Raw genomic sequence first — 23,582 nt, 5'->3', positions numbered from 1 at the left:
TTATATATATAAATGGAGAAAAGAAGTGATAATGGCCTTATTTATGACACTTTTTTTTTGATGTATTTTAGGATTAATTTACCATTTTTCGATGAATTTGTTTTATGGATTGAAATGAACAAGACAAATGTGATAGGAATAAAGAGGTTTAGTTGAATATTGTAAATAATCCCAATTTAAGACAAACTGAACCAACCCATAAAAATGTTTAGGGGGGTCCTATCTGTAATGAACGAAAAAACAAAAAAAATTAAAGTATTGTTAACCTTTTTTCTTGTGACTCTGTTGTTATTTGCATTAACGGCCTGCAATACTGGGGAACAACAGGTAGCAGGAAAAGCGGATAGCAAGGAAACAGGGAAAGCCAAAAATGAGAAAGCAGCGTCAGAAGAAAAGCAGGGAACCGAAGTAGCGACAACTGTAGAGGAAATCCTTAAAGAACAGCCTGGGAATTACTCTGAAAATAAATATAACCAAGCTATCATCCATAAAGAGCTTGATGAAAAGAACTTCCAGGAAAAAGACAGCTTTCAGGTTTATAATTCCCTCTTAATGCTGATGCGCGAAGGGAAAAATTACGAGGAGCAATATACATTCCTTGAAGACTTCAATCCGAAAATCGAAACTGCGCTGACAGATATGCCAGGTGGCATTACACTCAGTGATGATGGGGAGCTCGGTTTGACTGCCAATATTGCGATCCTTCTTGACGCAAGCGGCAGCATGGCTCAAAAGGTTGGCGGCAAATCGAAGATGGAGCTGGCCAAAAAGGCAATTGATGACTTCGTGGCTTCCATGCCGGAGGGTTCTAATGTAATGCTGAGAGTATATGGGCACAAAGGAAGCAACAGTGATAGTGATAAGAAATTATCGTGCGGTAGAACTGAAGTTGTATATGATCTTGCTCCATATGATTCGGCTGATTTCAAAGCCTCCTTGGGAAAGTTCAAGCCAACAGGCTGGACGCCAATCGCTAAAGCGATTTCCGAGACGAAAAAGGATTTTGAAAAGGCGGGCAATGATGGGCAAAATATTATCTATGTTGTCAGTGACGGTATTGAAACGTGTGATGCGAACCCAGTTAAAGCAGCCCGGGAACTTCATGATTCTAACATTAAAGCTGTAGTGAACATCATTGGGTTTGATGTAGATACTAAAGGCCAGACACAGCTGCGTTCCGTTGCAGAAGCAGGAGGCGGCACGTTTGAAACCGTAAATACGGCAGAAGACTTCAATCAAATATGGAAAGAAGAACGCCAGCGCCTATGGAATGAATGGTGGGACTGGGGAAATGAAAACTGGAATAACGTTTGGGATGAACAATCCCGGAAATCAAATTCACTTTACGACACAAAAAACGCTTTTTTCAACAAAGTGTATGATGAAAAAAACCGTTTGACGGAAGCTGCGTACTATCTGCAGCAAAAGGAACAAATCACCTATGAAACAAGAGAGGAAGTCGATAGTCTGATTAATCAACGGTATGAAATACTTAATACTTATTTAGAAGATAAATTTGAGAACCTGAAAACGACACTTGAAACTGAAGGAGATTCGTTAAAAGAATCGATTAAAAAGAAAGAAGAAGAAATGAAGGAGAAATATCAGGATTAGCCATGGAATCACGATAGGAAATGGTCTGAAAAGTGATCGTGAGAGGCGGAAACAAGGGAAAGATACGAAAAACCTCATTGCCAATCAAGGGTAATTCATTGTTTGGTAAGAATAAGCATGCAGGGAGTAATATTAGCTAGATTACCTGCTGTCATGGCTATAATCCTACCGGAAAGAACAATAAAAGAACCTATAAAACAATAAGAGTGAAGGGAAATCCGCATCTCTGGAGTTGGAAATTAGCGAAATAGTGGGAGATTAGTCGTTATTTGTTCTAGATTGTGAAAAAGGTTTTAGTAATATTTTACTGTTTTTGGGGTTTTATCCCTTTGCCATTGGCAAAAAATGTATAACTATTTTACAATTAAACTAATAAAACCCAAGGAGGAATTTAGAATCATGTCAGGAAATATTCGCGTAACACCAGGTGAACTTCGAACTGTTGCAGGTCAATACGGTACGGAGAGTGGCAATGTTGCTGAGTTGGTGAGCCGGTTGGATAGTATGAGAGACCATTTGCGCAATATCTGGGAAGGTGCCTCCAGTGATGCATTTGCACAGCAATATGAGGAGCTAAAACCTTCTTTTGTACAAATGTCTACTTTGCTTGAAGAAGTTTCCCAACAATTGAGCAAATCTGCTGATATCCTGGAAGAGACAGATCAACAGATTGCGAGCCAAATCCGCGGATAATAGCAAAATCGAATGTAAGTGGAAGGAAGAAGCGCTGCAATCTACGGAGATTCTGGCGCTTCTTCTTTTAATGGGGTGATCGACATGTATATTCAGGTAACCGTTGATTTGCAGAATTACACAGGTGAGGTGTTTGATCTACAAATATCCAATTACCTTTCCGTAAAAAAAGTGATTGAAATCGTATGGCAAGTGAAGAAAATCGAAGAACGGCCGAAGGAAGGTTATTGGATAAGGGTCCAAAATAAAGAATTGGTCTGCCCGGGATACGATTCGTTGGTAGATGCCGGAATCACAACGGGGGACAGGGTGGAAGTATTATAGAGCAATCGCAAATGGATTGGCAGTCCCATATACCGGACCAAAGGAGTACAAAGGAATGGAAGAGAACAAAACGTCTTATTTGGAAATACAGCTAGAAGCGGACATTACGAAGGATAACGGTTATGCTTTTATCTTTCAGAGAGCCAGGATTAAAATGCAGGATCCCTTGGAACTCCAGCTGTTGCGGGAGATGGATGGCACTCTTCAAAGAGAGATTGTCGTGACCGATGATGAGGTCAAGATCTCAATCCATCCCCCCGCATCGTTCTCTGCATTTCGTGAAATACGAAAGAAGAATAAGCTGGAAAGATGGATATTTGCCCACCAGCTTATTAAGAAGATAGAGAATCATACATTAGACAGGCTGAATTTGGTCATATGCCCGGAGAATATTGTTTTCGACGCGAGCTTCACTCCATATCTTCTTCATTACGGAGTGAAGGAAAGCATCCCGCCTTATAACAAGGATCAGGAACGTCTGCTTCAGGAGACTAAAGCGACCATTTCGGAAATAGTGGATGGGCAGCACAGTTTTGATCAATATTTTCAATATCATCAAACTCTTAAACTTTCAAATCCTGTTCAGGAAATTTTTGCGGCAACCTCTATGGAACAGCTTTCAGAGGTCATTCAAAGCAATATACAGCAGCTGGAAAAGCAGGAAAAGAATTTCATACATATCCCGATGAGCAAATGGAAAACTGGGCGGTATGCTTTCATTGGTGCGGTGGTTTTACTGCTTCCTGCTCTTATTTATTCGCTTTATTCCCTGTTATTTCTACAGCCAAAGCAAGATGCCTATGTAAATAGCGGACAAAACTATATGGAAAATAAATACAGCGAAGTTATCAACCTCCTGGAAAACTATGATCCTGAAGATATGCCATATGTGGTTCAATATGAGCTGGCTTATTCCTACATGATAAATGAAGACTTGGATGATTACCAAAGAAAAAATATCGAGAATGAACTCACTCTTCAATCTGACAGCCAGTATTTGCTTTACTGGATTTATGTTGGGCGCGGAATGAATGAAGAGGCGATCGATATTGCGCGGTCCCTTGAGCATCAGGATTTGATCGTCTTCGGATTGATCAAGCGCGTCGAAGAAATTAAAGCAGACGAAAACCTTTCCGGGGAAGAGAAGGAGCAGGAATTGAAAAAAGCCGAGGATGAGATAGCGGAGTATAGAAGAGAGCAGGATGAAATGAAAGAACAGTTGGAAGAACAACAGCAAGATGCGAATTCCACAACTGACGGCCAAAGCACCGGAGAATTAATCGAAAATCAGGATAAAACAACCGAAAACAAATCGCAGGTGCCAGCTTCTGCCAAACAGCCAAAGGATGAACCTGAGAAAGATGGGAAGGCAGAAGAAAATGCAAAGGGAACCGAATAGCAGGCACAAAGCTGGCAGTTTGCAGGAGATGAGTCTATGAGTCTATTATGGATATTTTATAAAGAGACATACCAACAGTACACAATAAGGAATAACCAGACGTCTACCATCAAGATTGGGAACGGTCAAAGCGACTCCATCACAATTCAATCGGTTCCATTCAAAAATGGCTTTCTTGAGCTGAAGAGGCAACGGGAGGAAGACCGATTCCTCGTCTTTGAAGAGGAAAAGGAGTTGGGTATCCTCCAAGGAGATAAGCCGTTTTCGTTTGAATCAAGCGGTGAGAATTTCATCCTTTTCTTTTCCCCCGCTACGCTTGAAGAGAATACTTACTATGTCGGCAACCGCAAGGAAATCACCGTATCAGGAGAGGAAGGGGCAGACATACGCAAGGAAGCCATTCCTGAACTGACAAATTGGAAGAGCAGTTTCTCCCTGGTAAGACAAGGTGGAAAATGGTCGATATCCGTAAAGGGCAATGGCCCCCTCTACCTGAATGGGGAAAAAGTAAAAAACCACACTATCCTCCAGAATGGAGATATGATCTTCTCGCCTTTCATGATGCTTTCTTTCACAGAAGACGATTTACTTGCGGCCAAAAGCGCGGCACCTTATGAAACTTCCCTGCCGCAAACATTGCCCCCCGTTTCAGAAATGAAGAAGAATTATCCGGTTTACCGCAGGACGCCAAGAATGATATACGAACTTCCGGATGATAAGGTGACGATTTCATTTCCCAGCCAGGAATCGGATGACCACCAACGGGGACTGTGGCTCATTATTCTGCCGCCGCTCGTTATGCTCATAGTAATGGGAATCATTGCCCTGATCCAGCCGCGCGGCATTTTTATACTGGTTTCACTGGTTATGTTCTTGACAACTATGGTGACATCGACCGTGCAATACTTTAGGGATAAGAAAAATAAAAAGCACAGGCAGGAAAAAAGGCACCGGGTTTACACTGCATATCTGGAACAAAAGCGCCAGGAACTTCATGAGCTCGCCGATAAACAAAAGCAAGTGCTTCGCTATCATTTTCCCGCCTTCGAAAGGATGAAAGAACTGGCTTTCAACATCAGTGACAGGATATGGGAACGTACAATCGAAAGCGATGACTTCCTCCAGCTTCGCATCGGGGCAGCCGATGTGCCGGCGCGCTATGAAGTAGCAGCCAGCAGCAGTGATATGTCAAATCGTGAAATCGATGACTTGCTTGAACAATCGCAGGAGCTGGTAAACCTTTATCGTAAAGTAGGCAAGGTTCCGTTGACAATCGGGTTATCAACAGGGGCAATCGGTCTTGTCGGAAAAGAGTCGATTGTAAAAAATGAACTGCAGCAATTGATCGGCCAGCTTGCCTTTTTCCATAGCTACCATGATGTCCGTTTTATCGCGATTTTTAATGAAAAGGATTATAAAGAATGGGAATGGATGAAATGGCTCCCTCATTTCCAGCTGCCGCATTCATTCGCAAAAGGGTTCATTTATAACGAACAGACACGTGACCAATTGTTGTCGACTATATACCAGACATTACGCGATCGGGACCTGGATGAGGAGAAGGGGAAAGCCAGATTCACACCGCATTTTGTGTTTATCATCGCAGATCAAAACCTGATTTCAGAACATGTGATCATGGAGTATTTAGAAGGAAAAGAAGATCAAATTGGGATTTCTTCGATTTTTGCGACCGATACGAAAGAAAGCTTGACGGAGAATATCCATACGATTGTAAGGTATATCAATGAACGTGAGGGAGAGATCCTGATTCAGGAACGAAAGGCTGTCCATACTCCTTTTAACTTGGATGCCCATTCGAAGGAAGGCAATGAACGGTACGCCCGCCTCCTTAGATCATTGGATCATCAAAAAGGGATGAATAACTCCATACCCGAGATGGTGTCCTTTTTGCAGCTTCATAAAGCCCGAGATGTGGATGAGCTCGCCATCGAACGGAATTGGTTCACCAATCAGTCTTCCCAATCGCTTGCAGTCCCGATCGGGCTTAAGGGAAGAAAGGATTTAGTCGAGCTTAACCTACATGAAAAAGCCCATGGGCCGCACGGCTTGCTTGCCGGAACGACAGGTTCAGGTAAGAGTGAGCTGCTGCAGACCTATATCCTGTCACTGGCCGTGCATTTTCATCCGCATGAAGTGGCTTTTCTGCTGATTGACTATAAAGGCGGCGGGATGGCCCAGCCATTTAAGAATATGCCCCACCTTCTGGGGACGATCACCAACATCGAAGGAAGCAAAAACTTCAGTACCCGTGCCCTTGCTTCGATAAACAGTGAACTGAAAAAACGCCAGCGCATGTTTGACCGGCACGGGGTGAATCACATAAACGATTACACGGACCTGTATAAAGAAGGAAAAGCAGAAGCTCCTCTGCCACATTTATTCTTGATCTCGGATGAATTTGCCGAGCTTAAGAATGAAGAGCCTGAATTCATCAGGGAACTGGTAAGTGCGGCACGCATCGGGCGAAGCCTAGGCGTCCATCTCATCCTCGCAACGCAGAAACCGGGCGGCGTTATAGATAATCAAATCTGGAGCAATGCCAGATTCAGGATTTCTTTAAAAGTCCAGGATGCAACTGATAGTAAAGAAGTTTTGAAGAATGGCGACGCGGCCAACATTACTGTAACTGGAAGAGGCTATTTGCAGGTAGGCAACAATGAAGTGTATGAGCTGTTCCAGTCGGCCTGGAGCGGTGCCCCTTATCTGGAGGACAGCCAGGGGGCGGAAGATGAAATAGCGATTGTAACCGACCTTGGGCTTGTCCGGGTATCCGATGTTGCCGCGAAGGCAATGGGGACGAAAAAAGAGAAGCTGACTGAGATTGAAGCAGTGGTACAGCAGATTATTAAAGTTCAGGAAGAAATGAATATCACTAAGCTCGCTAGCCCATGGCTGCCACCGCTGCGTGAACGCATTTCAAGAATGGAGGCAATCAGCGGTCTGAGGGAGCAATTTTACATTGGATTAAAGGATGAACCGGAAAAACAGAGCCAGTCCCATTATATTTACAATTGGATTGAAGATGGCAATATCGGCATATTTGGTTCATCCGGATACGGGAAATCCTCTACAGCGATGACCCTGCTATTGCATTTTGCGGGCAGTTACAGTCCGGAGGAGCTCCACTATTACGTGTTCGATTTTGGGAATGGTTCCTTGCTTCCGCTCAAGAACCTTCCTCAGACTGGGGATTATTTCCGGATTGATGACCAGAGGAAGATTGAGAAATTCATTGTCTTCCTCAAGGCGGAAATCGACAGGCGAAAACAGCTTTTCTCGGATAAAGAGGTAAGCACCATTAAAATGTTCAATTTACTAAGTACGGAAAAACTTCCGATTATTTTTCTGACGGTCGATAATTTTGACCTTGCAAAAGAAGAGATGCCAGATTTAGAAGCCCAGTTTACCCAATTTGCGCGCGATGGCCAGTCATTGGGGGTTTTTATGATTTTCACGGCAACAAGGATTAACTCCATGCGCCAGCCGCTGATGAACAATCTGAAGACGAAAATCGTCCATTACTTGATGGATAGCTCGGAAGGTTATTCAATCCTTGGCAGGACTCCTTTTGATCATGAACCGGTTCCAGGGAGGGCGTTGGTTAAAAAAGATGAGACTTATCTTGCCCAGGTTTACTTGCCTGCAGATGGGGACGACGATATTGAGGTATTGGAAAACGCGAAAAAAGAAGTGGCTGCCTTGATTAAGAAGCATCAGGGAATGACAAAGCCGCCGGCAATACGCATGCTTCCGGCCCGACTCGATATGGCGGGATACCGGCAGTACCTCACACCTGGATATAAGGCAGGCCTAATTCCAATCGGATTGGATGAGGAAAATGTCAGTCCTGTTTATATTGACACTAAGTCCAATCCCCACTGTTTGGTCCTTGGACAATCACGCAAAGGAAAAACCAATGTCCTGAAGGTGATGCTTGATTCTTTATTGGCACAAGAGATAGCGGAAATTGGAGTATTTGATGCAGTAGACCGGGGATTGTCATCTTATGCGGCAAACGAAAAAGTCAGCTATGTGGAAATGAAGGATCAGATTACGGATTGGCTGAACCATGTTTCTTCGATATTTGAACAAAGAGAAAAGGATTATGTACAAGCCACCCGGCTTGGACAAATCAAACATGAAACATATGAACCTATCATTTTTGTAATCGATAGCATCTCCAGGTTCCAGCAAAGTGTGGACACTAAGATACAGGATAAAATGTCGGCACTCATCAAGCAGTACAGCCACCTGGGCTTTAGCTTGATCGTCAGCGGAAATGCCAACGAGTTCATGAAAGGCTTCGATTCGTTTACCAATGAAATAAAACAGATCAGACAAGCCGTGCTCCTGATGAAGAAATCAGAACAAAGCTTGTTTACTCTTCCATACACAAGAAAAGAAGAAGAGATTCAGCCGGGGTATGGCTACTATATCATTAACGGCAGCGAAAACAAGATTCAAATCCCGCAAAACCATTAAAGAGAGAGGTGAAGGCAATGCCGGAAAAAATGAAGCCGTTCGCAATCATCGTAAAAATGATCGTCATTTTACTGCTTCCCATTCTTTTCTTTACGTACGTCGGTCATGACCCAATGAAAAAACAGGAAACGGCAACCAGAAACATAGCGATTGTCAATGAAGATGTCCAGGCGGCCTATTCGAAAAAACCGAAAGAGTTCGGGCGGGAAGTAGCCGCCATACTTGATGAAGATTCAGGTTATGACTGGTCTGTTGTCAACCGGAATACGGCAGAAAAGGGCCTTGAGAATAAAGAATATGATGCCGTGATTTATTTTCCTTCAGACTTTTCGAAAAACATTTTGACTTTTAATGAAACGGAACCAATCAAGGCAGGGGTTCAATACAAAATCCAAACGAACCTGAATGCAGAAAACCTGGAAAGAGTCCAAAAGGAACTGGAAATTGCCAAAAATAAAATGAACAAGAAAGTATCGACCCTTTATTGGAGCTATGTTTCCCAGTCCGTTGAGGACATCCGGAAGAAGTTCGACGGTATCTTGGAAAAAGAAATAGCTTTCCAGGAAACCATGTATAACTTTTATACTCCAAGTTCAGAAAAGCTTGCAGGTGAAATCAGCCAGCACAAAAAAATGCTGGAAGGCGTATTTGCTTCAACGAAGGATGCTGGCAGGACTTCCAATGAGACAGTAGGGGAAATCGAAGCGGCAAAAGCCGAGGTAAATTCCTTTGTAGAAGACGTGAACCTTTATAAGGAATATCAGGAGGCGCAAACGGAGCTATTCCAGAAAACATCCACGGAAAATCAACAGATGCTTCAAGATGGCATCAGTAACTATGAAACGATGTTATCCGAAGGGGTACAATCTGTTGTAATGAAACAGGATGATCCGAAGCCTGAGTTTGATATGAACGGCAACGATATGCAGCAAAGCGTATCGGGCCTGTCTGAAAAAATCAGTGAAAGTAATGCTTCATTAGATGCCTTAACCAAAGATATAGAAGAAACGAAGGTCGGCGAACAATTTGATGAAGTATTAAGAATCCAAAAAGATTTAATTAAGGAATTTAAGGAAAAATCAGACATTGTGTTATTGGATGACCTCCAACTTGAACTAATCGAATTACGCAAAGGTTTACCGAGCTCTTCCGGGGATACGGATCCATCGAGTCCTACAACTGATATCAAGGAGCCATCTAGCCCACAGGCTGGCGAGGTCACACTTGATGCTTTAAAAGAACAGCTTTCCTTGCTTCAGAAAAATGTAGGGAGTACCAAACCTGAACAACAGCCTGATAATTGGGAGGCAATCAATAAAACACTTGCAAACCTTGAAGCCAGCATCAAGGCAGTGGAAGGACAGGTAGCCCAACAAGCGGCTGCACAAAAACAGATGATTATTGACTATAAAGAGCTGCTTAAGAAGCTGGAGGAAAAACTGCAAAATTTAGATTCTGGAAACCCTTCAGATCAAATTATCAGGGAAATCCTCACAAAGGAAAAAGACATTCTTGGATCTCCCAATTTATCGGAGCGAAGGAAAAACACTTTAGCGCAGTACTTCCAGGCAGATATTGCAAATGGCCAAATTGAAAAGCTTATGCTGTATCACGGCTTGCTTTCCTCTTTCCACAATGCAGTCCAAAATTCGACGGACCAGAAAGACAGGCTAATTGATGGCATCTTAGAGAACCAGGAAGAGCTAGGGGAAATCGAGAAGGATTTTAGTGCAACATTAAAATCAACTGTTGATGGGCTTAATACCAGTGCAAGCAAGATTTCGGGGGTCGGAGCGGACTTCAGCACGTTCGCGGAAACGGTATCCGGTTTCATCGCCCAATATGATGAAAGCGTCAGCAATGAACAGCAGGAAATCTTGGGTGAGCTTGATTCAATCCAGGAAAATGCCGGCTTGATCACGGCTAACCTCGTTGAAAATACAAAGGTTGCTGAAACCGAACAGTCTCCGGTAGATAACCTGAACGGGGAAATCCTGGTGACAGTGCAAGATAATACAGCAGGCAGCCTAAAGGGCATTTCAGAGCTTATAAATTCTCTTGGAGAACGCCAGACCCAGGTAACGGAATACACAAATGAGCTTCAGGCAAAGGTGGGATCAGTCCAGAAGCGGGCGGACGACCTAAATACAAACTGGGCAATGAATGTGGATTCCACCAAAAAAATTAAAGGGGACGTATACAATGTCCTGAACAATACGCTGGTGGATGATCAGCAAAATGGATATGTATATGATTACCTTGCCAATCCAGTCCAAATCAGCGGGGATGTGCTGGAGGAAAAGACCGACTATACACCGCCGATCATCATGCTTGTCATTATTCTGATCAGTGGATTGTTGATTGGATTCTTCCTTCACCTTTATTCGCATGTTGCACCGCTTGTGCATGCGGCAATATTTTCGCTATTGAACTTTATTGTCGGCTTGATCATCAGCATCTACGGCCTGAAGATCTATCCGCTGGAAGATATGGAGGCCTTAAAATGGACAGCATTTACCGTGCTTCTGCTATTTGTCTGTTCGGCGATTGTCCGGCTGGCTTTCTACATCGGGCCTTTTATCGGAAGCATCCTGACGATCGCGCTGATATTGTTCTTTACGACACCGCTTTTGGATTTAATCATGCCAAACTTTAATGTAAACCATCCGGTTTCGGACGTATATATGTCGATTCAATATGGCGATTCGTCCTCCTTCGTTCCGGCTGTTGCGATCCTTGCGATCACAGCGATTATTGCGGCGGCTGTACCGTATATGAGGAACCGCGCCATCATAAAAAGAGAGATAGCACATGAAGGCTAAACGACTGGCATACTATTTACTTCCATTACTGCTGATGGTTTCCCCCGGAATCGGCAGTGCAGAACAAGAGCCTATTGTAGAGCCAAACCAATATAAAGAAAAAGACATCGAGCTGCAAACGGAATATTTCCATGAAGAATCGCTGCTGGAAAAAAAGCGGTCTTTACCGGAGGAACAGAAGTCCCTAACGTTTATGAAAGTAGAAGATCCATATTATGAAAATGCCCGACAGGAACTTTTCCAATCTTCAGCCGCCGATAACAACACAATTAAGGCAAAAGCGGAGCAATTGGAATTATTCAGTTCAGAAGGCAGAATGTCCTTTGGCACGGACAAAACGGAAAAAGACGACGGTTTTAATTTTAACCTGACCGTCTTGTTAGGGATTCTCGCAGTTCTCGCTGTTATATGCCTGTTCCTTATTCTTGTCCCTAAAATGAGCAAGGGGGATTTTCAGGGCGCCAAACGGCAGGCATAAGTTACGAATACGGCACTTCCATCTGCACCAATTCTACATTTTGGTGACTATGGGAGTGTCTTTTCTTTTGTGAAACATTTGTTGTCAGGTAAAATTTAATGAAGGAATTGTATTTCTATAACCCATCGAAAAGTCTGTGCGGGCCCTCTGCTAATCTGATTTGCCTATCGAATTTTGGAGGGGATTGTAAGTTTCATAGAGAATGGTATGAATACATGCATTTTTTAAAATAAGCCCTTTACAGGAGGATCAAGATGATACAGGAAGACAAGCACCCAAGATTAGAGAAGGTTTTGGGAAATATTGAAAAAGTCATTATTGGGAAAAGAGATATTGCTGAGCTGAGCCTGGTTGCCCTTCTTGCTGAAGGACATGTTCTTTTGGAAGACGTTCCGGGTGTAGGCAAGACAATGATGGTACGGGCGCTGGCCAGGTCCATCAACGCTTCTTTCAAGAGGATCCAATTCACTCCTGACCTGCTGCCTTCCGATGTGACCGGCGTTTCCATATTTAATCCGAGAGAGCAGGAGTTCATATTCCGGCCAGGACCAATCATGGGGAATATCATTCTCGCTGACGAGATTAACAGGACGTCCCCAAGAACCCAGGCTGCCCTGCTTGAAGGCATGGAGGAAGCGAGTGTAACTGTTGACGGCGTTACAAGGAAGCTGGACAAGCCTTTTTTTGTGATGGCCACCCAGAATCCGATTGAATACGAGGGGACGTACACACTGCCGGAAGCTCAACTGGACCGGTTTCTATTAAAGATGAAGATTGGATATCCAGATATCCAGGAAGAAATGGAAGTATTACACCGTGCGCAATATGTACCCCCAATTGAAGAACTGGAGCCGGTAATCACCCTTGAAGAGCTCCGAGAACTCCAGCAAGGAGTAAAAACAGTGCATGTAGACGATACACTTAAACGCTATATTGTTGAGCTTTCTTCCCGGACCCGGTCGCACAACAGTGTGTATTTAGGGGCAAGCCCCCGGGGGTCCATCTCGCTGATGAAAGCGGCCCAGGCATATGCCTTTTTGAACGGGAGGGATTATGTTCTCCCGGATGATGTCCAATATCTCGCACCAAGTGTTTTTGCCCATCGCTTGATCTTAAAGTCAGAGGCGAAGTACGAAGGAATTACGGCAGAACAAATCGTGAACGAAATCATAATGAAAATTCCGGTTCCCGTTAAAAGGCTAGTGAATGGATAATGAAAAAGCTTAAGAATAAACTTCCTACAAAATTGAAGACATGCCTGAAGATGGCCGGCCTGCTGTTCCTTGTTGCCCTGTCGTTTGTTTTTGCGATGTTCCAAGGCGGGTTTGTGAGCTGGTTTCTTTTTTATAGCTTTCTCCCTTTCGCCATTTACTCTTCCATCCTGTTTTTTTATCCTATTCACAAGTTTCAAATTGGACGAAATCTTAGCAAAAGGGAAGCCAGGGCAGGTGACCGGGTCGAGGTCACTATTAAGGTCAGCCGGAAAACCAGGTTTCCGCTATTTTTCTTGCTTGTAGAACAAAAATTGCCTCAAAAGCTGGAACGAAGCATGGCGGGCACAAAGAAAATCATGGTGTTTCCATGGTTCAAGCGAAGCTTTTCTCTCACTTACACCCTTGAAAATCTTCCCCGTGGCGAACACTCCTTTGAAGGTATAAGATTGAAAACAGGCGATTTTCTTGGATTGTTTGATAAGGAAGCCGCGTTTGACATCCCGGAACGGCTGCTTGTGTACCCGTCGTACTCTGAACTTACCTATAAACAATTGGATCATTTGTTCGACCAGGGGCAGGCTGGAACAGCAAACCGCTTGCAACGGGAACACTCTATTGTCTCAGGAGTAAGGGGTTATCAGCCCGGTGACCAGCTTTCCTGGATCAATTGGAAGGTGACAGCCAAAAAAAATGACATCATGACAAAGGAATTTGAGGAAATGAAAAGCCATGATGTCTTTCTTGTTCTGGATGAATCCCCTGCCGGACATTTTGAAGCCATAGTGAGCTATGCGGCTTCCTTTGTCCATTCCATTAATAAAAAAGGCATCCAGTTCGGCTTTTATAGAACGGGTATGAACGGGGAAGTTCTGGCGATTCGGGGCGGTGAGCTTCAAAAGCAGAACATATTTTATAGCTTGGCAAAGGCGGAGCCGAACGCAGAATACCCGATTGACAGTTTTTTGGGGAGAAATGTTTTGGTTACAGTCGCCTCGAATGCTTCTTTGGTAATCTTTACCTCAGACTTGTCTATGAAGACAATTGAGTCTGCCGCACGCTCAAAAACAGGCCAGGCAACGACCATTTTGTTTTTGAAGAACAACCCGTTGTCCAGGGAGGAACAAGCGGCTCTGGAATTAGCAAAAGCCAAGGGAATCAATGTGAAATATGTCAATGAAGGCACACTCGAAGGTGGGAAATCAGAGGTGATTGCCCAATGATTCAATCAAGAAAACATGAATCCACGATGAAGCTCGTTCTTTATGTGTTTGCATTTTTCATGCTATGGGAGTGGCTTCGTCCTGTGAAAGAGCTGACTGATGCAAATAATATGACTGTTTTTATCATTTTTATGGCGCTTTCCATGGCCCTTCATTTTTTTAGGGTCAGGGTATGGCTGCGTTTTGTTGTGCTGGCATGTTTCCTGGGATTTTCGATCCATTTTCTTTATTATGAAACCCTTATTCTTGATACTACCTGGCTCTTTGATTTCTTTGGCAAATTTGCCAGTGATGTTTCGCTGTTATTCCAGGCGCGGTTCCTTGAGATTTCATTTGAATTCCAAACTCTGCTCGTTTTTATACTCCTTTGGCTTATCACGTATTTGCTCCATTACTGGATAACGGTCAAAAAAAGCATCTTCCTATTTTTTATAGTCACAGTGATCGTTGTTTCGGTGTTGGACACATTTACTGTGTATGATGCTTCAGTCGCCATTGTGCGCCTCGTAATCATAGGATTTAGCATGCTCGGCTTTCTGTCCCTTTTCCGGCTTTCCTCGCTGGAAAAGCTGTCCATTTCGGTTCCTGCTTTGAGAAAATGGCTCATTCCCCTCATGGTTATGGTTGGATTTAGTTCCTGTATCGGTTTGGCGGCCCCAAAATTGGACCCGCAGTGGCCCGATCCCGTACCATTCATTACATCTTATTCGGAAAAGGCGACGGGAAGCGGGGAAACCAACAGGATTGGATATGGAGTGGATGATACAAAGCTTGGCGGCGGCTTTGAAAATGATGATACCGTTGTATTCCGTGCCGAGGCTCAGTCAAGACATTATTGGAAGGTCGAAAACAAAGACTTTTATACTGGAAAGGGCTGGGTTGTGTCACAGGAGTCAGACGAACTTTATACTGAATTTGTAAATGGAGAGGAAATCACAGGTGGCACCGTGTACCCTCCGGGTGTCAAGAAGATAGATTTAAAGGCGTCTGTTTCTGTTAAGCTTCCTTACAGCCATGTTCCTTATCCGGAATCCTCAAGTTTGAACAAGGTTAATGCTCCTGCCGGTGAGGTGTACCGGTACCATTTTATCACGGAACGAATTACATCTTACAAGGCAACAGGGGGGGGACTAAAACTTAAACAGTTAGAGCTGGCTTATTCTATGCCAAGGTTTGATATTAATGAGTTGAAAAAGGTGAAAATGAGGGATGGGATAGGTATGGGCCCTGAATTCATGAACCAATATACTCAAATACCCACTGCCTTTCCTGAACGTGTAAAACAGCTTGCAGGGAAGATCACAGCGGGAAAAGAGAATTGGTATGACCAGGCAAAAGCCATCGAGGATTATTTCGATAGCGGGGAATTTGTGTATGACCAGAATGACATCCCATATCCGAATGAAACCGAGGACTACGTAGACCAGTTCTTGTTTGAAACGCAAAGGGGTTATTGCGATAACTTTTCTACAGCCATGGTCATGATGCTTCGCTCGATCGATATACCAGCGAGGTGGGCGAAGGGGTATACAGAGGGGACGCAGATTAATCATAACGGAGAGCGCGTCTATGAGGTCACGAATAATAACGCCCATTCTTGGGTGGAAGTATTTTTCCCGAATGTTGGGTGGGTTCCTTTCGAGCCGACAAAGGGATTCAGCAACAGGGCAGACTTTTATTACGCGTCATCTGAGCCAGCAGAGGCTCCTAATAAACAACAGCAAACCGAGCAAACGGTGCAGCCTGCAACAAAGCCCGTCCCGACAAAAGAAGAGGAAGTATCTCAAGAGAGTACAACACAACCAGAAAAAAAGGCCGAGGTCAATTGGTTGACCGAACATTGGAAAAGCATGATTGCCATTATCGCGTCCATTCTTTTTGCCACCCTGCTAATCTACAGGTTCAGGAGAAGGTGGCTCCCTAATGTATTAATTATGTTGTACAAAAGGAAAAAGGATGATCAGAGTTTTACTAAGGCTTACATGGCATTATTGACGCAATTAAACAGGATGGGGCTTAAGCGGCCGGAGGGCCAGACATTGCGGGAATATGCTGAATATGTAGACTCTTATTTTCACTCTGGAGAAATGGGCAAAATAACCCGAAGCTATGAGAAATACATATACCGGGGAGGCCAAAATTCCGAGGAATGGGAACAAAACCGCAAATTGTGGGAAAATTTAATTAAAAAGACAATCTCTTGACCAGGTTTTTAGTCTGTTGGTACAATTGTTTCATTCTTAAATTAATATTCAGAGAGCGTAGCTTCATCAACTTTGAAAAGTATCTAGGTACAACGTACAGCACGTACTAGTGCCGACCTTACTGCCAGATGTTGCAAGGAGCGCTTACGCTTATCTAAAATACCTTCATATATCCTCGATAATATGGATCGAAAGTTTCTACCGAATCACCGTAAATGATTTGACTATGAAGGCAGAATCTGCTTGTTTAAGCATGCTAGGATTCTGCTTTCATTTTTTTGAAGGTGGAATTCTAGCTTTTTTTGTTTTTATTTTCGTTTATTTTTGCATACTAGTAGTACTTATATTCGTTCTATAAAGGAAGAGGTGTCGACAGTGCCGGGGAAAACAGAATTGCAAAACCAGGAAATGATCGTAGTGCTAGATTTCGGCAGCCAATACAATCAGTTGATTACACGCCGGATTCGTGAATTTGGAGTTTATAGCGAGCTACATCCGCATACGTTAACAGCCGAACAAATTAAAGAAATGAATCCAGCGGGCATTATTTTTTCAGGTGGCCCAAACAGCGTCTATGATGCATCCGCTTTTGGCTGTGATGAGAGAATTTTTGAATTGGGCTTGCCTATTTTAGGGATTTGCTACGGCATGCAGCTGATGGCCAAGCATTTTGGCGGCAAGGTGGAGCCTGCCAAAAACCGGGAATATGGGAAAGCGACTTTGACCATCCAGAACGATACAAAGCTATTTCATGAGCTGCCAAAGGAACAACTTGTCTGGATGAGCCATGGTGATCTTGTGGTTGAAACTCCACCAGGCTTCGTTGTGGATGGAACGAACCCGTCCTGCCCGATTTCGGCAATGAGCGATGAGTCCAGAAACTTATACGCCGTCCAGTTCCATCCTGAAGTGCGCCATTCTGTATATGGCAATGAGTTATTAAACAACTTCGTTTTCCAGGTATGCGGCTGCAAAGGCGACTGGTCGATGGAAAACTTCATTGAAATCGAAATGGAAAAAATCCGTCAGGCAGTCGGCGACAAAAAAGTTCTCTGCGCGTTAAGCGGAGGTGTTGATTCTTCAGTGGTTGCGGTGTTAATCCATAAAGCCATCGGGGACCAGTTGACCTGTATTTTCGTTGACCACGGGCTGCTCCGTAAAGGGGAAGCAGACAGCGTCATGAAAACGTTCAGTGAGGGCTTCCATATGAATGTTATTAAAGTGGACGCCAAGGACCGGTTCCTTTCTAAACTGGAAGGCGTTTCTGATCCCGAGAAAAAACGGAAAATCATAGGCAATGAGTTCATTTACGTGTTTGATGATGAAGCAACAAAGCTTGAAGGAATCGAGTTCCTTGCTCAGGGAACCCTCTATACCGACATCATTGAAAGCGGAACAGCGACCGCACAGACCATCAAATCCCACCATAATGTCGGCGGGCTTCCGGAAGATATGCAATTTAAGCTTATCGAACCTTTAAATACCCTTTTTAAGGATGAAGTGCGTGCCTTGGGAACTGAACTGGGCATCCCGGACGAGATTGTCTGGCGCCAGCCATTCCCTGGACCAGGGCTGGGAATTCGTGTTTTGGGAGCTATATCAGAGGACAAGCTTGAGATCGTAAGGGAATCCGATGCGATTCTCCGTGAAGAAATTAAAAAGGCGGGGCTTGACCGCGATATTTGGCAGTATTTCACGGTTCTTCCTGATATACGCAGTGTCGGGGTAATGGGTGATGCAAGAACGTATGATTATACAATCGGCATCCGCGCGGTTACGTCCATTGATGGCATGACTTCCGACTGGGCAAGAATACCGTGGGATGTACTTGAAATTATTTCAACAAGAATCGTCAACGAGGTGAGTCATATCAACCGTGTTGTGTATGATATTACCAGCAAACCGCCTGCAACGATTGAGTGGGAATAACTAAAAGTTTGTTTTTACGAACATTCGCTTTATTTGTTAAAAAAATATTCGTGTTTTATCTTGACGACATTTTTCTCCGATGCTAGACTAAGGATGTTCTTATAAAAATATCTATAAAATGATTTCGTCGTATAATGTTGGGAATATGGCCCAAAAGTTTCTACCGAGCTGCCGTGAACAGCTTGACTACGATGCATATATGAGGGGAGGGCAATGTATATATTCCCCCTCCTTATTGCATACTATAGTCAGGCCCCGTTCAATAGGTTCGGGGCCTTTCCTTTCCTTATATTCGTCGATACATTTGGAGGAGAATAAGAGAATGAAGAAATATTTTCAATTTGATGAACTCGGCACCAACTATCGCCGTGAAATCATAGGGGGATTAACCACCTTTTTAGCAATGGCTTATATTTTGGTTGTTAATCCGCTGACTTTATCCTTAAACAGCGTTAAGGATTTTCCTGACGAGCTCCGTATGGACTATGGCGCAGTATTTGTCGCTACGGCTTTAGCTGCTGCCATTGGGTCACTTATGATGGGACTAATTGCGAAGTTCCCGATTGCTCTAGCACCGGGAATGGGTCTAAATGCTTTCTTTGCGTATACTGTGGTTTTAACATACGGTGTACCTTGGCAGACTGCTTTAACTGGCGTTCTGATCGCGGGAGTAATATTCGTTTTGCTTTCTTTATCCGGTTTTCGTGAAAAAATCATTAATGCAATTCCTGTTCAGCTAAAGCATGCAGTTGGTGCCGGTATTGGTTTGTTTATTGCCTTTATAGGCTTTCAAAGTGCAGGTATTATTGTAAATAATGACGCTACTTTAGTAGGTCTTGGAGATTTAACAAACGGCACGACATTACTATCAGTATTTGGAATATTGATTACGGTGTTACTTTTAACCAGAGGAGTAAATGCGGCTGTATTTATCGGTATGGTTGCTACAGCCATCGTGGGAATGATATTTGGCTTGATCGATCTTCCGACAAAAGTGGTAGGTGCTGTGCCTAGCCTGCAACCTACTTTCGGAGTCGCGTTTGAGGCATTTGCGAATCCAGGAGAAGATATATTCAATCTTCAAATGCTGGTTGTTATTCTGACATTCCTGTTCGTTGCTTTCTTCGATACTGCTGGAACACTGGTTGCGGTAGCCAATCAAGCTGGCTTGATGAAAGGGGAAGTCCTTCCGCGCGCCGGAAAAGGCCTATTCGCGGATTCCATGTCCATTGTTGTTGGTGCGGTTCTTGGAACGTCGCCCACTACCTCTTATGTTGAGTCATCAGCTGGGGTGGCAGCAGGCGCCCGTACAGGATTTTCTGCAATTGTTGTTGCTATTATGTTTATTTTATCTTTATTTTTCTTTCCATTATTATCCGTTATAACAGCTCCGGTTACTGCACCTGCTTTGATCGTAGTTGGGGTATTAATGGTTGCATCCTTGAAAAATATTGAATGGGACCGTTTTGAAATTGCTGTTCCTGCATTTTTCACCGTCATTGCAATGCCCCTGACCTACAGTATCGCTACAGGCATTGCGATTGGTTTCGTTTTCTACCCGATCACCATGTTGGTGAAAGGTAAAGCAAAAGAAATTCATCCGCTTATGTATTTCTTGTTTGTCGTATTCCTTTGTTATTTCATTTTCTTAGTGGAATAATCTGCAAAAAGGGTCTCCATCTGGAGGCCTTTTTTTTATGTGTGCCTTATTATTTGATTTGGCGTGATTACTTTACTAACATTAAAGGGAAGCTAAAAATTATGTAAATGTTATCGTGTAAAGAGGTATTGAATATGGCGCCCTTTTCTATAAAGAAAATTTTAAATAATAACGTAGTCATTGCTAACCATCCTGCCCACGGAGAAGTCATACTCATTGGCAAAGGAATTGGGTTTAATCGCGGAAAAGGCGAAGAAATTCCCAGGGAACTTGCCGAAAAGATGTTTGTCTTAAAGAGTGAAAAGGAGCAGGAAAATTATAAAAAGCTTATTCCTGACATAGATGAACAGGTTCACGCAGCCATCATTGAAGCGATTCAGCATATTAGCAGCAAAGTGTCAGGGGAACTCAATGAACATATCCACGTTGGGTTGACGGATCACTTAGTATTTGCCATGAACCGTTTGCTTAAAGGAATGGAGATCAAAAACCCATTCCTGGTGGAAACCATTAATTTATATCCCTTCGAATACAGTGTCGCCCAGGATGTAGTCGAGATTATTAAGAGAAAGACCGAAATCCACCTGCCGAAAGGTGAAATTGGGTTTATTACGCTTCATATCCATAGCGCGATTACTAACAAAGAGCTTACTGATGTAAATCAGCATTCTCAACTGGTAACTCACCTCATTAATGTGATTGAAGAGCAATTCCAAACCTCCATAGATAAAGATAGTGTCGATTATATGAGGCTTATCCGCCATTTGCGGTTTACGATTGAACGGGTCATTTTAGGGGAAAAAGTCGAGGAACCGGAAAACATAACATTGCTATTGAAACAAACCTACCCTGTGTGTTATACTTTGTCGTGGAAACTGATAAAGATTATGCAGCAGGCGCTGAAAAGGCCGGTATATGATGCAGAAGCTGTATACCTGACCATGCATCTTCAACGCTTGCAAAAGAAAATAAAATAATTTAACCGTTTACTTTACGTGTTACTGATCCGATCAGGCATAAGTGAAGAAAGGTAATTGATTTGGTTTATTTTGGGTAAGATATACCCATCTGCCACTCATTGCTTTCCTTTGCTTATGCCTTTTAATTTTGGTTCATTGTAACCGCTTTATCGGTTTACTGAAAATATATCAGGAGGTTGTCTACCTTGTTTAAAAAACTATTTGGTGTTTTGCAAAAAGTCGGTAAAGCCCTAATGCTTCCGGTAGCGATTTTGCCTGCGGCAGGTATCCTGCTTGCATTTGGTAATGCCTTGCAGAATCCTACCTTGCTTGATATTGCGCCATTCTTGGCAAATGGCGGTGTCGAGATGGTCGCTTCTGTCATGGAGAATGCCGGGAATATTATCTTTGGAAATCTGGCCCTATTATTTGCGGTTGGGGTAGCGATCGGCCTCGCCGGCGGAGATGGGGTTGCTGGTTTAGCAGCTATTATTGGTTACTTGATCATGAATGTAACAATGGGTACAGTCTTAGGTATTGATGCAGAAGCTCTTAAGAACAGCACCGAATATACAAGTGTACTTGGAGTTCCAACCCTTGCAACAGGTGTTTTCGGCGGTATTATCGTCGGGATTATTGCGGCGTATATGTATAACAGGTTCTTTGAAATTGAGCTTCCTTCCTATTTAGGATTCTTTGCTGGTAAACGTTTTGTGCCTATCGTCACGGCTGCGAGCGCAGTATTATTGGGATTGGTTATGATCGTGGTTTGGCCGCCAATCCAGCATGGCCTCAACACTTTCTCGGAAAATATGCTTGGGGCGAACCTGACCCTTTCCGCATTTATCTTTGGATTGATTGAAAGATCATTAATTCCTTTTGGGCTTCACCATATTTTCTATTCGCCGTTCTGGTTTGAATTCGGCAGCTATACAAATGACGCCGGACAAATCGTAAAGGGTGACCAGGCTATCTTTATGAACCAGATTAAAGATGGTGTAGAAAACTTAACCGCTGGTACGTTTATGACGGGTAAATTCCCGTTCATGATGTTTGGACTTCCGGCAGCGGCGCTTGCCATTTATCATGAAGCGCGTCCAGAAAAGAAGAAGATTGTCGGCGGCCTTATGGCATCAGCGGCCTTAACCTCTTTCTTAACAGGTATCACAGAACCATTAGAGTTCTCATTCTTGTTTGTCGCTCCTATACTATTTGGAATTCACGCGGTTTTCGCAGGTCTTTCTTTCATGACTATGCACTTATTGGACGTGAAAATCGGCATGACTTTCTCAGGCGGTTTGATCGACTATATCTTGTTCGGTTTGATTAATCCGCAAACAAATGCATGGTTAGTGATACCGGTTGGCCTTGTTTTAGCTGTGATTTATTACTTCGGTTTCCGCTTTGCGATCCGTAAGTTCAACCTAAAAACTCCGGGCCGTGAGCTTGAATCAGAAGACAATGAAAATAAAGGGAAAGCTGTCCAGGGTGGAAGCTTGGCCGGCAACATTCTTGACGCCATGGGCGGAGAAGGAAATATCGCTCACTTGGATGCTTGTATCACCAGACTTCGTGTTTCCGTGAATGATGTTAAGGACGTTGATAAAGACCAATTGCAGAAACTTGGTGCTGCCGGGGTGCTTGAAGTGGGGAATAACATTCAAGCTATTTTCGGGCCGCGCTCTGAAACGATAAAAGGGCAAATGAAGGATATAATGTCCGGTAAAAAGCCAAGGATGGTCGAGGCTTCTCAAAAGAAAGAAGTAGAACAACAAATTGAAGAAGTGAATCCGGAAGCTTTGCAAACCCATGAACCTAAGCAAGAGAGTTTTGTTTCGCCGATCAAAGGTGAAATCAAGCCAATTACAGAAGTGCCGGATCCTGTATTTTCCCAAAAGATGATGGGTGATGGTTTTGCCATCATGCCAGAAGATGGACTGATCGTTTCCCCTGTCGGTGGGACAATCGTAAATCTCTTCCCGACAAAGCATGCTCTTGGCATCGAATCGGATGCTGGCCGTGAAATCCTTATTCATGTGGGCATTGATACGGTTAAGTTAGAAGGCAAAGGCTTTGAAGCTCTTGTTTCACAGGGAGATAGAGTGGAAAAAGGACAGCCTTTGTTACAGGTTGACTTGGACTATGTGAAAGATCATGCTCCTTCCATCATGACTCCAATTGTCTTCACTAACCTTAAAGAAGGAGAACAAGTGAAGCTTGAGAAAGGTGGCAAGGTAAATAGCAAAGAAGAGAATATCATCTCTATTAAATAAGAAGTGTAAGATGAGAGCAGCTTCCCTTTAAGGGAGGCTGTTCTTTTTCTTGACCAACCGCGTATATAAACAGTGTTTCATATATTTTCATAATAAAATCACGAAACTTTGTTGACTTGTCCATTCTAAACATGTTATTATCTTAAATACACAGCAGGACATCACAACGCTTCAGAAAAAAAAGAAGAAATGTGTTGACTTGTTGATTGTGAAATGTTATATTAATAAAGTCGCTTCTAAGAGAAACGACAAAGAAATTGCTCTTTGAAAACTGAACAAAACAAAGCGCC

14 protein-coding genes and 2 riboswitches are annotated in these 23,582 nt (G+C 43.4%); all 14 genes read left to right on the top strand.

The features are described 5' to 3' along the window. Positions 1 to 228: 228 nt before the first annotated feature. The 14 genes from D0466_RS12455 (at position 229) to ptsG (ending at position 23,292) form a co-directional block, all read left to right on the top strand. Positions 229 to 1,614 carry a VWA domain-containing protein gene (locus D0466_RS12455; protein WP_117322912.1) on the top strand — a complete coding sequence of 462 codons (1,386 nt, stop codon included), beginning with the start codon at positions 229 to 231 and terminating at the stop codon, positions 1,612 to 1,614. 399 nt (positions 1,615 to 2,013) lie between these two features. Continuing rightward, positions 2,014 to 2,307 carry a WXG100 family type VII secretion target gene (locus D0466_RS12450; RefSeq protein ID WP_117322911.1) on the top strand — a complete coding sequence of 98 codons (294 nt, stop codon included), beginning with the start codon at positions 2,014 to 2,016 and terminating at the stop codon, positions 2,305 to 2,307. An 84-nt stretch (positions 2,308 to 2,391) separates the two neighbouring features. After that, a complete protein-coding gene (locus D0466_RS12445) occupies positions 2,392 to 2,631 on the top strand; it encodes an EsaB/YukD family protein (RefSeq protein ID WP_117322910.1) in 240 nt (79 codons plus the stop codon). Between the two features lie 55 nt (positions 2,632 to 2,686). Beyond that, positions 2,687 to 4,030, top strand: a complete 1,344-nt coding sequence (gene essB, locus D0466_RS12440) for a type VII secretion protein EssB (RefSeq protein WP_158555898.1) — start codon at positions 2,687 to 2,689, stop codon at positions 4,028 to 4,030. A 36-nt stretch (positions 4,031 to 4,066) separates the two neighbouring features. Next, positions 4,067 to 8,533 (top strand): type VII secretion protein EssC, encoded by a 4,467-nt coding sequence (gene essC / locus D0466_RS12435; RefSeq protein WP_117322908.1) that lies wholly within the window; start codon positions 4,067 to 4,069, stop codon positions 8,531 to 8,533. A 17-nt stretch (positions 8,534 to 8,550) separates the two neighbouring features. Beyond that, a complete protein-coding gene (gene esaA, locus D0466_RS12430; RefSeq protein ID WP_117322907.1) occupies positions 8,551 to 11,355 on the top strand; it encodes a type VII secretion protein EsaA in 2,805 nt (934 codons plus the stop codon). Next, positions 11,345 to 11,833: a type VII secretion protein EssA gene (gene essA, locus D0466_RS12425; RefSeq protein ID WP_117322906.1), complete on the top strand. Its 489-nt coding sequence runs from the start codon at positions 11,345 to 11,347 to the stop codon at positions 11,831 to 11,833. Before esaA ends, essA begins: the two co-directional genes overlap by 11 nt. A 254-nt stretch (positions 11,834 to 12,087) precedes the next feature. Continuing rightward, positions 12,088 to 13,047, top strand: a complete 960-nt coding sequence (locus tag D0466_RS12420; protein ID WP_117322905.1) for an AAA family ATPase — start codon at positions 12,088 to 12,090, stop codon at positions 13,045 to 13,047. Then, positions 13,047 to 14,267 (top strand): DUF58 domain-containing protein, encoded by a 1,221-nt coding sequence (locus D0466_RS12415; protein ID WP_117322904.1) that lies wholly within the window; start codon positions 13,047 to 13,049, stop codon positions 14,265 to 14,267. Before D0466_RS12420 ends, D0466_RS12415 begins: the two co-directional genes overlap by 1 nt. After that, a complete protein-coding gene (locus D0466_RS12410) occupies positions 14,264 to 16,471 on the top strand; it encodes a transglutaminase domain-containing protein (protein ID WP_117322903.1) in 2,208 nt (735 codons plus the stop codon). The genes D0466_RS12415 and D0466_RS12410 overlap by 4 nt, the downstream gene beginning before the upstream one ends. A 145-nt stretch (positions 16,472 to 16,616) precedes the next feature. After that, positions 16,617 to 16,718, top strand: a riboswitch (purine riboswitch). 128 nt (positions 16,719 to 16,846) lie between these two features. Then, positions 16,847 to 18,400 carry a glutamine-hydrolyzing GMP synthase gene (guaA, locus tag D0466_RS12405; RefSeq protein WP_117322902.1) on the top strand — a complete coding sequence of 518 codons (1,554 nt, stop codon included), beginning with the start codon at positions 16,847 to 16,849 and terminating at the stop codon, positions 18,398 to 18,400. Positions 18,401 to 18,507: 107 nt separating this feature from the next. Further along, a riboswitch (purine riboswitch) is annotated at positions 18,508 to 18,609 on the top strand. Between the two features lie 113 nt (positions 18,610 to 18,722). Further along, a complete protein-coding gene (locus tag D0466_RS12400; RefSeq protein WP_117322901.1) occupies positions 18,723 to 20,060 on the top strand; it encodes an NCS2 family permease in 1,338 nt (445 codons plus the stop codon). Positions 20,061 to 20,194: 134 nt separating this feature from the next. Beyond that, positions 20,195 to 21,037 carry a glucose PTS transporter transcription antiterminator GlcT gene (gene glcT, locus D0466_RS12395; RefSeq protein ID WP_117322900.1) on the top strand — a complete coding sequence of 281 codons (843 nt, stop codon included), beginning with the start codon at positions 20,195 to 20,197 and terminating at the stop codon, positions 21,035 to 21,037. Positions 21,038 to 21,225: 188 nt separating this feature from the next. Next, the gene (ptsG, locus tag D0466_RS12390; RefSeq protein ID WP_117322899.1) at positions 21,226 to 23,292 is read left to right on the top strand and encodes a glucose-specific PTS transporter subunit IIBC; all 2,067 of its coding nucleotides are present in this window, start codon (positions 21,226 to 21,228) and stop codon (positions 23,290 to 23,292) included. Positions 23,293 to 23,582: the final 290 nt, after the last annotated feature.

Source organism: Peribacillus glennii, assembly GCF_003429105.1.
Lineage (GTDB): Bacteria > Bacillota > Bacilli > Bacillales > DSM-1321 > Peribacillus > Peribacillus glennii.
Note: the sequence above shows the minus strand (reverse complement) of the source record. Positions and strands in the feature narration are given on the sequence as shown.